This window comes from Bradyrhizobium sp. B117, assembly GCF_038969555.1.
Classification (GTDB): Bacteria; Pseudomonadota; Alphaproteobacteria; order Rhizobiales; family Xanthobacteraceae; genus Bradyrhizobium.
Genome location: NZ_CP152414.1, coordinates 581448 through 596820, shown reverse-complemented (window position 1 = coordinate 596820; position 15373 = coordinate 581448). Strand labels below are relative to the sequence as shown.

The 15373-nt window shown below is 57.6% G+C and carries 11 protein-coding genes, 1 tRNA gene and 2 pseudogenes; 9 read left to right on the top strand and 5 right to left on the bottom strand.

The window, feature by feature from the left end:
• The first annotated feature begins 449 nt into the window (after window positions 1-449).
• From AAFG16_RS02825 to AAFG16_RS02815, 3 genes and pseudogenes are all read left to right on the top strand, one after another.
• A pseudogene (locus tag AAFG16_RS02825) lies at window positions 450-748 on the top strand (hypothetical protein).
• Between the two features lie 124 nt (window positions 749-872).
• Window positions 873-1271, top strand: coding sequence for a response regulator (locus tag AAFG16_RS02820; RefSeq protein ID WP_342740839.1), 399 nt, complete (start codon window positions 873-875; stop codon window positions 1269-1271).
• A 316-nt stretch (window positions 1272-1587) separates the two neighbouring features.
• Complete coding sequence (locus tag AAFG16_RS02815) at window positions 1588-1875, top strand: PilZ domain-containing protein (RefSeq protein ID WP_342737113.1); 288 nt, start codon at window positions 1588-1590, stop codon at window positions 1873-1875.
• 803 nt (window positions 1876-2678) lie between these two features.
• Here AAFG16_RS02815 and AAFG16_RS02810 read toward each other — a convergent pair.
• Window positions 2679-3234 (bottom strand): annotated as a pseudogene (locus AAFG16_RS02810) (NYN domain-containing protein); the annotation flags it as partial.
• A 731-nt stretch (window positions 3235-3965) separates the two neighbouring features.
• Between AAFG16_RS02810 and AAFG16_RS02805 the strand changes: the two are divergent.
• The gene (locus AAFG16_RS02805) at window positions 3966-5009 is read left to right on the top strand and encodes an alpha/beta fold hydrolase (protein WP_342737111.1); all 1044 of its coding nucleotides are present in this window, start codon (window positions 3966-3968) and stop codon (window positions 5007-5009) included.
• A 595-nt stretch (window positions 5010-5604) separates the two neighbouring features.
• Here the strand turns inward: AAFG16_RS02805 and AAFG16_RS02800 are convergent.
• A complete protein-coding gene (locus AAFG16_RS02800) occupies window positions 5605-5847 on the bottom strand; it encodes a hypothetical protein (protein WP_342737109.1) in 243 nt (80 codons plus the stop codon).
• Between the two features lie 1283 nt (window positions 5848-7130).
• On the opposite strand from AAFG16_RS02800, the gene AAFG16_RS02795 reads away from it, so the two are divergent.
• Window positions 7131-7208: transfer RNA gene (locus AAFG16_RS02795), tRNA-Pro, on the top strand.
• A gap of 127 nt (window positions 7209-7335) precedes the next feature.
• Here the strand turns inward: AAFG16_RS02795 and AAFG16_RS02790 are convergent.
• On the bottom strand, window positions 7336-7749 hold the full coding sequence (locus tag AAFG16_RS02790; RefSeq protein ID WP_342737107.1) for a helix-turn-helix transcriptional regulator: 414 nt from the start codon (window positions 7747-7749) through the stop codon (window positions 7336-7338).
• 547 nt (window positions 7750-8296) lie between these two features.
• Between AAFG16_RS02790 and AAFG16_RS02785 the strand changes: the two genes are divergently transcribed.
• On the top strand, window positions 8297-8509 hold the full coding sequence (locus AAFG16_RS02785) for a hypothetical protein (RefSeq protein WP_342737105.1): 213 nt from the start codon (window positions 8297-8299) through the stop codon (window positions 8507-8509).
• 37 nt (window positions 8510-8546) lie between these two features.
• Here AAFG16_RS02785 and AAFG16_RS02780 read toward each other — a convergent pair whose 3' ends face one another.
• Both AAFG16_RS02780 and AAFG16_RS02775 read right to left on the bottom strand, forming a co-directional pair.
• The gene (locus tag AAFG16_RS02780) at window positions 8547-9116 is read right to left on the bottom strand and encodes a hypothetical protein (RefSeq protein WP_342737103.1); all 570 of its coding nucleotides are present in this window, start codon (window positions 9114-9116) and stop codon (window positions 8547-8549) included.
• A gap of 935 nt (window positions 9117-10051) precedes the next feature.
• Window positions 10052-10684, bottom strand: coding sequence for an NYN domain-containing protein (locus tag AAFG16_RS02775; RefSeq protein ID WP_342737101.1), 633 nt, complete (start codon window positions 10682-10684; stop codon window positions 10052-10054).
• Between the two features lie 681 nt (window positions 10685-11365).
• Between AAFG16_RS02775 and AAFG16_RS02770 the strand changes: the two genes are divergently transcribed.
• The 3 genes from AAFG16_RS02770 (at window position 11366) to AAFG16_RS02760 (ending at window position 15317) form a co-directional block, all read left to right on the top strand.
• A complete protein-coding gene (locus tag AAFG16_RS02770; RefSeq protein ID WP_342737099.1) occupies window positions 11366-11686 on the top strand; it encodes a hypothetical protein in 321 nt (106 codons plus the stop codon).
• Window positions 11687-12566: 880 nt separating this feature from the next.
• On the top strand, window positions 12567-13250 hold the full coding sequence (locus AAFG16_RS02765) for a hypothetical protein (protein ID WP_141263418.1): 684 nt from the start codon (window positions 12567-12569) through the stop codon (window positions 13248-13250).
• 429 nt (window positions 13251-13679) lie between these two features.
• Complete coding sequence (locus AAFG16_RS02760) at window positions 13680-15317, top strand: S53 family peptidase (RefSeq protein ID WP_342737093.1); 1638 nt, start codon at window positions 13680-13682, stop codon at window positions 15315-15317.
• The last annotated feature ends 56 nt before the right edge of the window (window positions 15318-15373 follow it).

Genomic DNA, 15373 nt, shown 5'->3' with positions numbered 1-15373 from the left:
TGCAACTATTTTTGTAAGGCAGCGCGAGCTGAATGATGGTTAGCTTGCGGGCATCCTGGGCCGAGTACGTTTGATCCCGATTAATTTGTTTGGCCCGGTGCGTTGCACTAAAAGACCGCTTTCGGGCGGTCTTTTTTGCGCCGGCTTGGCGATTAGCCAGGCAACAGCCGCCCTCTGCGGACCAGACCGGCTCGCAGCGCGTCGTCGAAAATTGACTGCATAGGCTGCTTCTCCGAATCGTGGGAGCTTTAAACGGCGCCCACTCTTTGGCACTCTCGTGCCCGAGGAGGAGCCATCCACAGCATCAGAAGTAGACCGTTCACGCGGCAACCTCATCTTTATCTTTGGTTTGGCCCCTCGTCCTAGAACCAACTTGCCGAATTTTCCCGAATGTGGTTACGACTTCCTTAGTTGCTTCTCACTACCTTGCGGCAACGGTTCAATTGCCCATGCGTCAAGACAAAGAACAAGAAAGCCGACGGGTCACCTTTGAGCACCGCTTGCCAGCGCAAAGATGGCGATCGACGGCACCTGGCGTCGTTCGTGTAGCCTCAAAGATGTGTCTGAACTCGGTGCCACCCTTCAAGTTGAAGCAGCGATTGAAGGGCTAGCCTTGAAGGAGTTCTTTCTTCTGCTCTCCTCGACGGGACTTGCCTATCGCCGATGCCAGCTTGAGCGAGTGAATGGCGAGGAATTGGAGGTCAGCTTCCTTCGCCAAAAGTCTAAGGCGACGAAATCTCCGGCTTGATCCGACCAGGCGTCGCGCCCTGCCAAACATCCCGCATGCCAAATTTTCCCGGACAATGGAACCTTTTGCTTCTGTGCACTTTGTAACATCCAGCGTGTGAGTACTGGGGGAAGCCTTGACGGAAATGCCATCCATCCTTGTCATCGAGGATGACGACGCGATTCAGAGCCTTGTGGAGGATGCGCTGAACGAGGGTGGCTTCGAGACCGCTGTCGCAAGTACCGGCGAGGAAGCCGTGACCCTCCTTAAAGGGGGACTCGTTACATACCGCGGCCTCGTGACTGACATCAATCTGCTGGGAAGGTTCAACGGTTGGGAGGTGGCGCGCGCAGCACGTGAGGTCGACCCGAGCTTCCCCGTGATCTATATGTCCGGCGTGGCTGCTGACGAATGGCCGGTACAGGGCGTTCCCAACAGCATAATGCTTCAGAAACCGTTCGCGCCCGTGCAGCTGGTGACGGCGCTTTCCCAGCTCCTCAACGGCTGCTTGACGTCCAAAGCACCAGACGGACCCTCCGGCTAGCTTGGTGCTCAGATGGCGCGATTCTTCTTCGGCCTTTGCGGTACAGAAAACGTCAATGATCCCGGCGGCCTCGTCTTTGAGCGCGAAATAGATGCCTTCCGCGCGGCTCAAAGACTGGCCGAAGAATTAGCAAGTAGCCGACCCCATTTGAGAGAAAATACATGGTTGGTCGTGAGTCGGAACGATAGCGCCTCTCAGCCTTTAACATCATTCCCAATTGCGCTTACGTAACATGCCGCTATGAACCGGCGACGGTCTGCCGAGTGCAACGCAGACGTGCCAGGAAGCCACTCCAAATCAGCACGGAAGGAAAAAGATGAAAGAACGTCGTGCCTCACAACGGCTTTCAGTCAATCAACCCGCGCTGCTGCGCTTTGGCAACATTCGTGGAGTTCATCCATGTGTTGTGAGAAATCTCAGCGAAGAAGGAGCCTGCCTTAGCTCTCCGGTCCGCATTTTCGCCGATGAGCTTGACCTGTCGGTTGACGGGTTCAAGAGTACTCTGAGGTGCAAAGTTGTGTGGAAGGACGAGCATCTGTATGGCGTAAAATTCAAAGGCGGCAAACACACGTATGTCCCGTTGTGCGCCTTAGCACAGGCCTGAGTAGCACTTCGGAGAGCAGCCAGCGTGCTGGCTGACTTGAAATGCGGCCTCCTGAGGGACAATGCCTGCATGTCCGTTGAGGGTCAAAGGCTTACCCTCGGCGCCCCCACAATGGCGTTCCGCTCAAGCTTCGGAGCGGACCATGCAGGCCAAGAGGACAAGTCAGCAATAGGCCCATCAGCGGAAGAGAGGCCGCGAACCGAGGCGCCTCAATGCATCAGGATAAAAGTCAGCCAACCGAGGACCACCGTCAACCAGATCAGCGCTAGGCTGAAGTATAGGGTGTAACGGTCCATGGTGTGACGGTTTCGCTAACCGGCTCCAGACGCTTGACATGCATCAATGGAGCGTCACGGCGCCGCACTCTGCGGTCTTGCTGCCGTTCGATGATGGGAGGTGGCGTGGATGCCGCCGAGCGGGCCGCTTGTGGCCTTGGGCGGCCTGATACGCGGCCCAGGCTTCACATCAGCTCCGAATTTTCCTTGCTGGGCTCTTCCTGCGAGTCCAAGGGCGCCTGCCGCCCATCGCGAGGGCGTTGTTGCGAGGGCCGCGGAGTAGCAACAAGCTATGCGTAGCTCCTGCGCAACCATTGCAATGTCAGAATCCGAACCGACTGAACGCGACCGCGTCTTGTCTACTTCGGCCGTTGCTCAGAACCGAACTATATTAGCGATCAGCCCGGCGCAAATGCCGGGCTTTTTCGTTGCGCTCGTCTCCGCGGCTCACTCGAAAGGATGAGCACGTGCGCCGACCAGCCGGTCGTAAGGGACTTCGGGATCACACGACTGGTGTCTCTTCGCAACTCAGTCCTCGAGCACGCTGTCATTTCCCCTGACCGCTGGGATGGTTTCACGCCCTGGGACCTGGTGCGAGCGAGAGCGCGTCTCGCGCTCACGCGACACCGACCGTTCGGACGGATTCCGACCGATCTTAGCTTGGAGCTCGATAAGATCGGTGAACACGTCGGCTTGGCGGCGCAGCTCGTCGGCGATCATAGGGGGATGGCTGGCGGTCGTGGAGACTACGGTGACGCGCGCGCCGCGGCGCTGGACGGCCTCGACCAGGGAGCGGAAGGCTCCGTCACCCGAGAACAGCACCATCTGGTCGATGTGCTCGGCGAGCTCCATGGCGTCGACGGCGAGCTCGATGTCCATGTTGCCCTTGACCTTGCGGCGGCCGGAGGCGTCGATGAATTCCTTTGGTCGCCTTGGTGACGACGGTGTAGCCGTTGTAGTCCAGCCAGTCGATCAGCGGGCGGATCGAGGAGTATTCCTGATCCTCGATGATCGCGGTGTAGTAGAACGCGCGCAGGAGCGCGCCCCGACTCTGAAATTCGCTCAGCAGGCGCTTGTAGTCGATGACAGCACGACGGCCGGCCTTGACGGCCCTTGCGCGCGGCGCGTCTGCGCGCGCAGGCCGGGACGAAGGAACGGGCCGCCAGGCACGAACAAAGGAACAGCGCGAAGTGAGGAGCCCATCGATGACGTAACCAACATCCCTTACCCGCCGAGGTCTGCGAGAGGATGAGACGACCATGGAGGATCGGTCTTCCCGGCGCATGCGAACACTGGCGACCGGCCTGTCCGCTAATCAGCTCGAATGCGCGCTGATATCCATGATGGCCCGGAGCCCAACACGCTCCAATCAGACGCCGGATACATTGATGCAAGACCGCATCTGCCAGGTTGACGAAACCGCTTGCAACGCGCGGCCGGACCATACAAGTAGGTCAATCGCGACGGTTTGGCCCGGTTTAAGTTAGGTCCGGTCTACCCCTGACAGATGTATTCTTGGCCGTGGGACCCGGCAGCAATGGCCATTAAACGACCTAGCGCGGTTTGCTGCCGGTCGAAGAAATGCCATCGCAAGATTTGGGCAGACATGCTGCCTTGTAACGGACCCAAGCCTGACGGAGGGTTAGTCGGTTCCGATATGACTTGACGGTCTGCGCGTGATCGCGCGGCAGAGTGAAGGTAAATCGCCTGCACTTGGGGCCATATGGGCCGCGACTTCGCGAACGAACATCGATCGCCAAACACCGTCCAAACAAAACGGTGGGGGCCTTGCCACCTTTTTGGAGGTCTAGAACGATGTCCTACAGAGCACAAATCGTCACGTTGCTGACAGCCGCGGCTTTGGCCACGTTCGTAGCGTTCCCGTCCGGCAGAGCGGCTGACCAGACCCCGAAACTCTTGACCGAGCACCTCATGATCGACGCTGTCGATCCTGGGATAAAGCTGTACGTCAGAAACAAGCGCCCGGAGGGCATGACGCAGTTTGCAGCACAGAAAACGTTGCTGTTTGTCCATGGCGCGACCTTACCAGGCGAGGCGACATTCGATTTTCCAATCGAAGGACTATCCTGGATGGACTACATAGCCCAGCGCGGCTGGGATGTGTATCTGGTGGACGTGCGCGGCTACGGTCGTTCGACGCGGCCGCCGGAAATGGATCAGCCAGCAGCCAGTAATCCTCCGATCGTCACAACCGATGTCGCGGTCAGGGATGCGGGCTCCGCAATCGATTTCATCCTTCAGCGGCGAGGTGTCTCCAAGCTCAGTCTCGTGGGTTGGTCGTGGGGGACGGACGTCATCGGCGCTTACGCGGCTGACCGCAACGACAGGGTCGACAACCTCGTGTTCTATGCGCCCAGATGGCTGCGAACCCCGTCGCAAGCTGCGGCGCCCGCGTTGGGAGCTTACATTGCAGCTCCGCCCAGACGGGATCGCTTGCAAGCCGGCGCCCCCGATGATCGAAAGGCCGACTTGATGCCGGGTTTCGAGGCGTGGGCCGCGGCCGCTATCGCCTCCGACCCCATTGGCTCGAAGCAGGCCCCCCCGGTGCTACGCAGCCCGGCAGGTGTAATTCAGGACACCCGGAATTACTGGGAGGCAGGCAAGCCATATTATGATCCGTCGCGGATCAAGGTCCCTACGCTGGTGGTGGTCGCTGAGTGGGATGGACTGAATCCTCCGGAGGGCGCGCAAGCCATTTTCCGCAGGCTGCCGAGCGGCCCCGACAAGCGGCTTGTCATGCTTGGCGAGGGAAGCCATTTCGTGCTGTTGGAGAAGAACCGGCTCCAGCTCTTTCATGAGGTGCAGCTCTTCCTCGATAGGGCGCGCCTGACAAACTGACAGCTCTTCGCCCTCTTCGCAGAGCAGCGTTTCGATCGAGACGGGTGCGCGCGTCGCTACTTGGCAACTAAGAAGCTACGCACCCGAGCGCCGAGGGTCCGATATGGGTCAAAAGCGCCGGTTTGAACGAAAACCCTTGCCGACCCGGAGCCGTCCACACATGGCGCCTGTGGCGAAGTTCGGTTTGGCGATCGCGCGGCATCGTCCTACGTCCCCGCAGCGCGGTTTCCTCCTTTGGAGGCTTTCGGACGCCGACCCCGACGTGCGCCGCACCACCTTCATGGGGCCGGCATCCGAAACCCTTCACAACAGACGACATGATCAATTTGTCAGCGCGTAGGGCAAGCCCAACGAAACGATGCAGTAATAGACAATGCCCTCGTGCGTGATCGCATCCAGTCTCGCGTTTAGCTCGGCAGTCATGCGGCCACCGCCACGTGCCATGGCTCAATCGTGAGCCATTTGATCTATCACGTCGGCTAATGCCGAATTCCATCCTGAGAAAGTTCCTAGGTCGGCGACTGTCGTCAACGACTTCTCGGGTCGCGGCATCTCGGTTTCTTGCGCCTTCTGATGATGGAAGTTGGACTGGCTCTTATCGGTCATCACTCGAAGGTTTTTCAGCCTTGACGTGAAGAACAAAAAGAACGTTTTGAAACTCGTCCGCGACTTCCATCCGCCATTCGCTCCCGGGCTGCAGTTGCCCGGCCATGCCTTGCAGCATTTGACCGGCCATCATCGTGGCCTCATTCCGAGCCGCACGCTCGTCAGGCAACTCCTCGCCCTCTTTATCGATTTGCCTTTGTTCGCGTCGGACGTGAAAAAAATAGCGGGGCATCGCGGACGCCATGAGAATCTAAAGCTGCAACGCGATTCCTACGCACGCGTTCCGCATCAAGCGGCTGGCAAGAGCTTGCAAATACAGCGTTCGGGCTCCTCCTCGCGAAACGGCTTAGGTATGACCCATCATGAAATGCTTCCGGCAGCCCAGCATTGCCGTATCCGGTTGCAAACACAAAGGGGGTGTTGCGACGTGTCAGCGCTTCGGCAATTGGCTCGCTACTGTCGCGGCCGAGAGGTTTTACGTTCCAAGAACGCGTCCGGTGGCGGGTTGTCCTTCAGTACCCGCACGGCTTGTTGCTTGGCTTGCTCCGCCATCTGCGAATCTCGGCTTTGGCTGCAGCAGATGCGATAAATTACGCGCGGCCATAGCGACGCTCCCTTCGCTGTGCAGGCGGGAACGCAAGCTGGTCACCGGGCGCCTACGGGCAGTGCCTCGGCCGGTGGTATGAATAAACTACTGACACAAATTGGACTTACGCAGGCCGGGCTTCGCGCTCCGGTCCCTCAGTAATCACCGTGCATCCTCGCTGCTCCGCCCTTACCAGCGCATCAAGTCGATCCAATTGGCCCGCCAGCCCGGTAAGAGTCCTAGCGATGTTCTTCGCCAGGGCGGCGCCGTGTTCAGAGAGGCCCGGCGTTTGAGAGAGTCTCCTGTAGTGATGTGCCAGTTCTAAGCATTGCGTGGCGGTAATCATTTAGCCTCCAACGCTGTACCCGGAAAGAAAAGACTTCATTCTAGCGGTTCAGTTCCAAAAAACCCTCGAATAATATGCGCTCTGTCGCGGAAGGCAACGTCCGCGTCCGGATTGCCGCAAGCCGCGACGAAATGGAGCGGGAGCCTTGCTAACGTGCGGAAAGCAGGACGCCGGCTCCGACTGGGAAAAGAGAAATTCATCTCTATTTCATAGCCATACGATGGTGACCCAGTTCCAGCGTACGCCCCGCACCCGGCCTCATCGAACCCTGCATTCCGACGGAAGCGAAGCCGGCTCCCGCCGGGTCGGATTGGGTGTACGAAATCAACCACGACGGTTGCCGGCTCATGGTGCGAACGCACGATGGCCACGTGCGCGTCTATACCCCGCGGGCAGGCTCGCAGATCAGCACAGGATCTCCTACGTCCGGTGTCGGAAGCGCCATGAGCGCCTCGGGCGGGAGATCCTCTTCGCATTCATCGCATCGAGCGGACTGAAACATGTGAACGACTTTACGCGCTTGTGGTGGAATTTGGTATGCAAGCAAACATCTTCACGCGGGGGCTGTCGCACAAGTCTTCTCCGGAGTGCAGCTCAGCCCGGCCAGAGCACCGCGTCCGGGACGCGGGGGCCGCAGATTCGAATCCTGCCACTCGGACCAAAATGCGCGAAACAACTGAACCGGATATTTCTCGCAAAACTCAACACCGTCCTGGAGCCAGATGGGAATCCGCAAAACGCCAAGACTATGCTGCTTGAAAGGGCGGCTGCGAACGGTAAGCCCAGCGTCAGCTTGCTTTCGTGTCGACGGGCGTCCGCAGATCAAGTTCTTCATCTTGCTTAGACCGTGCGAGCGTTTGCGACGGCAACTCGTCAAAAGCGCGACGGTAGACGCGAGAGAAATCCCCCAAGTGCCAAAAGCCATTAGCAAGGGCCGCCGCCTTGACGCTAGTCGCGCCCGCGGAAAGTTGCCGCCGCACCTGCAATAGCCTCTTGAGACGAAGGTAGGAATGCAAGCTCATGCCCACGACGGAAAGCGATGCCGAGTGCAAGGTGCGCACCGACGTGCCAATTTCCTCGGCTAATTCTTTGCTGTAGAGCGGTTTCGATGCCGGCCGTGCGCTGACCAACTCGTCGAGCTCCGCAACAATTGCAATGTACCGGTCACGCGGTGGGATCTTATCGAAGCGACTGCCTCCCATTCGCTCGCTCTGCGTTCAGCCAGTGATTTGCAGCAAAATCATAGTCGCCGGTCGTATATAGCGGCCACTCTTGTACTGCTCGTCCACGATGAGCGCGAGGAGAGCAAAAATAATGCGCCTACAACTTTCATATCAATTATCGTGGCCCTATCACTTTAAAATCAGATTAATTCCTGCGCCAGAGGCCTGGCTCTCCGTTGTGCGGACCGACCGCACGATCGGCGGTGCAACGATCTCCTTTGCAGGTTCGCAACGGGTTGGCGCCGAGGCGGACGGCAACTTGGCTGAGCGTACTACTGATGATGCTGGGAATGCTCTCCATCTTGAGCTCGAGCCGTTCGCTTTCGGCGCGCGTTCAGGTTACGCTCCTGAGGCGCACTGCACCGGGCCGGATTACCGTTTGCGCCGTCGGGATCGAAGAGTTCCGAGGCGCCGGTAGCCGAATTGCCACACGTACAAACGTTCCTCGCGACAGCGGTTACTTTGGCACCGCCTTAAACGAACCTTCGACTACGATGGCGGTCCTCTAGAGGATGGGACTTCCATCATGCGGTACAAAGTGTTCGTGGTGGACAGCAACCGGCGAGTGATCTGCGCCGCAAAGCTCGACTGCATCGACGAGCGGGCGGCGAGACGTCAAGCCGAACAAATGTATCGCCAGCACGACGTTGAGCTTTGGGACGGCGATCGGCTCGTCACCGTGTTTCGAGGTGCAGCGTCGAACGAAAATCGCGGCGATGGACCAACGCTGTCAGAGTAGCCTCCCACAGCTCAGCGTCAGCCACTCGTAATCGCGGTTAATGGTCGCCTCGGTCTAACTCTCGCAACAGTCGATGAAGGAAGTCGCTGGCGTGGTTGTATTGTGCGCCGCCGTCCAGGATCTGATGAGCGAGCGGTGACATTATGTTGCCAATGGCCTCCGAGCCAATCAGCTCGGTCCGTGATGACCACAACTCCAACAGCCCGTCCGGGATGTGTTCGCTTGATCCAAATAGCTTGAGAAGCCGGCCTTCGGCGACACCGTTATGATCATGGTGGGCCTTGGCCGCATAAAAGGCGAACCACCCACGAAAGGCCTCACGGGAAACGGCAGGCTTAGCCATCGCGTGTCCCCCACAGTATCCTTCAAATGAATGAATTTGCGAAATCTGGAGCTGAACGGTAGCTATTCCCTCGAAATCCTCACACCAAGAAGATTCTACAGTAGACCGGGAAAACGCGGCAAGCCCTTTATTCATGTTAGATGTGGCCAACCGCCTCAGGTTTTGGCGTATCGCAACCCGGCTTTGTTGGTCTTTTATAGAGCCCTCTTCTAGGTCGCGTCTCAAACTCGACAGAACGTCTGCTTTCAGGCGGATGGTCTCCAAAGCGCCCTCCTTGCCGAGTTCACGTTGAGCTTGCCCTGCCCTCTAACTCGCTTCGATCACGCTGGGGCTCGGCGCTGACGCGTACACGTTCGAGCTCACACCTCTTGCTCTGCTGCCCGGTTTGGTTGCCGCCTTCTGCTGATTGGTGTCGCTTTCACATGTCGGAGTCTGCTTCGAAGCTTCTCCACTTCTCTCAGGTCTACCGCAAGCGCTTGCAGTCCTTCACTCAGAACAGCACAAATACGAATGTGCTGCGTGCTGGCAATCGCATGCCTCAGAAAAGGACTTGAACCACGAGGGGACGAAAAGAGAAGGGCGAAAGATCTAGAGGGCAACGCTCAATGAGCTAGAGCAGCAGCCGCCAGATGCTCCCAGTACTCTGCCTCTGCGAGCAGTTTCCAGCTCCTCTCAGGTTGTCGCGCGGCAGTCTGCCGGCAAAGCAAAGCCATCGCGCGAAAGCGGCGGGCAACTTCCATTCCAACCTCCCGTGTTTTCCCCAAACATATTTTTCAAATTCGCGACGGAGTCATCATGGCTATAGTCCATAACCAAATTTATCGTTTAGTGGCAGCCAGTTGGGTTCCGCCGAGGCCGCTGACCGGAACTGTTTTGGTTTGGACTTCACATCAGTTTCGAATGCAATTTGCTGAGGCCTTGCGCGCGTCAAAGCGCACCTCGCAGCAATCGCCACCGCATCAAGCAGCGTGCGGAACAGCAACACGATGTACGAAGCTCGTTTGGCAAGCACCGCAATGTCAGAATCCGAACCGACGGTGCGCGTGGATTATTCTTTGATCCCGTCTGTTGCTGAGAACCGATCCATATCGGCGGTCAGCCCGGCGCAAATGCCGGGCTTATTCGTCGCGCTCCGGGGCCGTCACCAGCTATCGAGCTATACCAGCGACTGGATGGCCGACCAGCGGTCGGGTTCGAGCTCACTCATCGAGCACGCTATCATTTCCCCTAAGTCCTGCGATGGTTTCTCGCTCTGGGACCTGGGGTGAGCGAGAGCGCGTCTCGCGCTCACGCGACACCGACCGTTCGGACGGATTCCGACCGATCTTAGCTTGGAGCTCGATAAGATCGGTGAACACGTCGGCTTGGCGGCGCAGCTCGTCGGCGATCATAGGGGGATGGCTGGCGGTCGTGGAGACTACGGTGACGCGCGCGCCGCGGCGCTGGACGGCCTCGACCAGGGAGCGGAAGGCTCCGTCACCTGAGAACAGCACCATCTCATCGATGTGCTCGGCGAGCTCCATAGCGTCGACGGCGAGCTCGATGTCCATGTTGCCCTTGACCTTGCGGCGGCCGGAGGCGTCGATGAATTCCTTGGTCGCCTTAGTGACGACGGTGTAGCCGTTGTAGTCCAACCAGTCGATCAGCGGACGGATCGAGGAGTATTCCTGATCCTCGATGATCGCGGTGTAGTAGAACGCGCGCAGGAGCGCGCCCCGACTCTGAAATTCGCTCAGCAAGCGCTTGTAGTCGACATCGAAGCCGAGCGCCTTCGCTGTAGCATGGAGATTGGCCCCATCGATGAAGAGCGCAATCTTGCTGGGACCTGACATGATACACGATCTCTGGGCGCAAGTGCCATGTTGCGGGGCGAGTGCAGGTGAACCCGCCGATGAGACGGCACTTCTAAGGCTTTCATCGAAGCTTGGTATCGCAAAGCTATACCGCAGTCCTTTAACCTTCAAATAGTTTTGTCGGAGGCCAAGATTAATTCTCAAGCATCATCTGAAGACTGCAAGCTCTCGCGACCATCGGTGAAGTATGTCCGCCCAGAATGGGTCAGCACTATCGATTGTTCTCGGTGCGGCAATTCATTTTGCAGTGCAACCGTCAGTATGCTTGAGTCTTGATCGCCTTAGAGAGCCAGACAGCGCTGGACATCCGCTGCCCGAAGAGCTGGGCCATAACGCGACTAGAGGTTCGCTGGATTGCGGGATGAGAGCTTTTCGCAAATGCGAACAGAGCCGTATTAGCGGCTCATTTTCTCTATTCACCTTTGGCGTCGGCGTGTATTTCCGTTTCCCTCGGCCTGCTCCGTCTATTCTTGCTCCTACTCTCCAGTATGGCCATGGAGTCCTTCACTCAGAACAGTTTCGTGAACTGTTTCAGTTGTCACGATACCCGCGCGTAAAGGATCTGAACGGCAACGTCGTCCTGAAGGCGAAGAAACTGAACGTCAGTCACATATTCTCTAAGTTCGTCATCGATTCAAAGTAGCCGCGACGGAGGGGAAAATGGGTTTTCTGCGAGTGAAGGAAATTCTCGATCAAGGTATGGCGACGTGGCAGCAAGCCAACGGGGAAGCCGATCTCAGTGGCCACGGTGCCAGTTTCAAATGGGATACAAAGGCAAACCTCCTCGCAGCGATTGGGCACGGAAAGCGCCTAATCCAACCTGAGCTGATCGGGCACGACGGAGCGAGCACGAATCTGGTCGTGGATCTGCGAACGGGTATCAGCAGCCCCGCGCTTCGGATGCCCAAGGGCGGCCCGTTCATACCCGACCCTCAAGTCCTGGAGATCGTCGACTGGATCAATCAAGGATGCCCCGATTGAATGTAACGCGTCGCGCCGACTTTGGGGGATCCGACTGGGAAAACGATGGAGGTCACGCGCCGCAGGACGATATTGACGTATGCTGCAGCACTTGGTTCGCCCGAGATATTGGTCGGAGCGGCCACACGAACTCAGACTGGTGCTGTGGGGATACGCCAAACATTCCCAAAAGAGTTTCGAACTTCTGCAGCGCAGCTCGCATGGGCTTAGCCGAGAACAGCGAACAGCAGGTCAACAAAGCGACAAGACGGAGCACTAGGGCATTACGGCCTAGGGCTCTGACGCCAGCACACTATTCTTCGCTATTGCAATTTTGGCGTGATTGTTATCTGCTGATGTTTTAACAACTTTACATTGCCGGGCTCAAGTTTTTCTGAGGGGCTCTGATGAAAAGGCCGTCAAAGCGCGGTTCTCGTGGAAAGAAAGCAGCCGCCAAAAGGCGTATACTTAAAACGGCTCGCAAGAAGAAGGTCGCCAAACGAAAGACCGCAACGAAGAAGGCTGCAACCACCGCGCAGGTACGCGCGGCAGTACCAGAGAGCATGGGACCGCTTGGTTGCTGCACGATCAAGCCTCCAGGGGAGGCAGACTTTCATATTCCTCATCTCACGAAGAAAGACTGCTGCGAGCGGGCGAGAGCCTTGGGCGCTGTGTGCCACTGGAGACCGGGTGAATGCGCTTAGGTTAGTGCGATAAACGCACTTGCAACTAATTGTTGGGGGGCAAGCGATTGCATTACGCGCACCGATTTACTCTAATCCTCATTTTACTCGGCGCGTGCTCCGGCTGTGCCGTTCCCCGTTACGACGTTCCTTATGACAAGGCAGGCCAGCCAACGGTTGCGTCGATCGTAGCTCGAGTTCAATGCGAGATTCGGGATATGGTTCGGGATGATCGACCTACCGATCCCGTGACGTTCAGTCGAAATTTCTTGCTGGATGGTGACTACGATGTAGAGGTGTCGTTATCACTCGATGTAAATGACACCGGCGGCCTTACACCTAGCCTTTCTTATGTAACCCCACTGGCTGCTGCTGCCACTACGTTAACCGTTGCTGGCAGTGCCAATTTGAGCGAATCGCGCGAGCATAATTTCACCGAAAACATTCAGCTTTCGACTCGGAAGATTTTCCTGGACTGGAAGAACGGCGTCGATCCTCATGAATGCCCGCTTGTTGCGGACACCCCCCTCGCCGGAACGCTTGGTATTATCGACATGGTCGCAATGGCCAACAGCACCGCAGATTTGGACGAAAGTCGCAAGCTGACAGACGCTGGAGTTTTTGGCGGCTCAATCCAATTCGTGGTCACAAAGAAGATTACCGCGACAGGACCGACGTGGACGCTTGTGAGATTCAACAACATCTCTGCACTAGCAGATTTTTCTCAGGTGAACACGGACAAGATCACTCTCGCGTTCGCACTTGGTCCGAACGTCGGAAAGCCGATGCGCGTAGCGAGAGCGCGCAACCGCTACAATCCTTACGCACATGATTTCTTACAGCAGCTGCTAACAAGCTCAATCAATACTCAACTCACGAGGTTGCAGAATACGCTTCGCTGATTCCGCGGGCCATTGAGGCTGCCATAATACCGTTTGTTACGGTCGCAGAGATCGAACATGTGGCAAGAGGTAAATCCGGCGCGCGAGGGGACTAGGTATGCTGCGACGGTTTCGAAGGCCAAGAACCTCGGTGCGTCGCAATCCCGGGATCAATTCGAGAGCAAAAAATCGGAAGCGGCGACAATTAACCTGTTAAGTCTCGGACCGGTAAAAAGTGGGTCAATGAAGCTCACCCGTCGTTCACAGCGTGCAACGGCCTCTGAAATCTCTTCAGTCTGACTCTCGTGAGATTTTTTGCAAATGTGAACCAAGGCACAAAGAGCCGCACCTGGAAACGATAAAGATGCAAAACTACGAGTTGTAGCGCGCACGGCTCTTGAACCCAGCCGCGGACGATCATTCCACCCACCTCATTGAGGGAGAATGTCCATGAGCGATCGCAAGGTGTTTACAGACAGCGTTGCTGAATTACCTACTCAACCCGGATTAACTAAGCACGGGCTGCTGGTGGCACCAGCAAAGCGCGACGCCCGCAACGAAACGATGGAATTGCTCTTTTCACTGGAGATGCCTGACAAAGACGAGCTTGAGAAACGTGTCGCTGAGGGGCAGGTGTTGTCTACAGAGCAACTGAACCAGAGGTACAGTGCAACGAAGGCGGACGTCGATGCGCTCAAGACTTGGCTAAATGAGCAGGGTTTCGATGTCATAGGCGAGAGCCCAGACGGCACCGGTATATACGCCAAGGCCACTGTCGGTCAGATCGAACAAAGTCTCGACGTCAAAATGGTGAAGGTCACCAAGAAAGGGGTTACTTACACTGCCGCGCAGAGTGCTCCCAGCCTCCCCATGTCGGTCGGCGCGCCGGTTCACGCTATCATCGGCTTGCAACCCTTCCGTCACGCTCAGAAGCACTTGGCGCACAAGATCAGCCACAACAATCGCGCTACTTTGGATCGGCACGGGCTGCCTTCGCCGAATGTCGCCAATTCTCCACCCTATCTTGTTTCCGAGATTCTTCGTGCGTACGGCGCGGACGCGCTGGGCGTCACCGGCGCAGGACAGACGATTGCGATACTGATTGACACCTTTCCGAACGATCATGACATTATCGAATTCTGGAAAGCCAACGAGATCGCAGTTGACCTGACCAGGATTGGCAAGATCAAAGTGGGCGCCGGCCATCTTCCGGCCCCCGAAGGCGAGGAGACACTCGACGTCTCCTGGACCAGTGGAATCGCTCGCGGCGCGAAGATTAAGATCTACGCGACCGGTTCACTTCAGTTTGTCGCGCTCGACAAGGCGCTCGATCGCATCATTGCGGACGCGTCGAGCGATCCAAGCATGAGACAGTTGTCGATTAGCCTGGGGCTCGGGGAAACCTTCATGGGCGGGCCAAATGGCGAGGTCGCGACACAACATCAGAAATTCCTCAGGCTCGCGGCGATGGGCGTAAACGTCTTCGTATCGAGCGGCGACGCTGGATCCAATCCGGGCATCGACGGCCAAACCGCCGATGGACCTCTTCAGGCGGAGTATGCAGCCTCAGATACAGCGGTCGTCGCGGTCGGCGGGACAAGCTTGAAGCTTGCACCGGCGCACGGGGCTGTCGCGCAGGAGGACGGCTGGGCCGGGAGCGGTGGTGGGGATAGCGTCTTCTTCAGCCGTCCCGTTTGGCAAACTGGCAAAGGTGTCCCGACCGGACCCAAACGCTCGGTCCCCGACGTGAGCGCGGCTGCTGATCCGAATGAAGGAGCCTTTTTGGTCCTGCATGGACAGCCCACCGGAATTGGTGGGACGAGCTGGGCCGCGCCCATTTGGGCCGGCTTGTGCGCGCTGATCAATGAAGCCCGTCACAAGGCCGGCCTACCTTCGCTACCTTATTTGAACCCGCTCATCTACCCACTGAACGGCACCGCATGCTTCCGAGACATAAGTCATGGCACCAATGGCGAGTTTACAGCTACTCCCGGCTATGACCGCGTCACTGGGTTGGGAGCTCCGGACGTGAAAGAATTGGTCACTGCCTTGACGCAAGCACCGGCGCACACGTCCATCGCAGCGTAGAACGCCCCGCAACAGGATGCAGGGCTGGAGCACAGCGCAGCAGCCCTGCATCATTT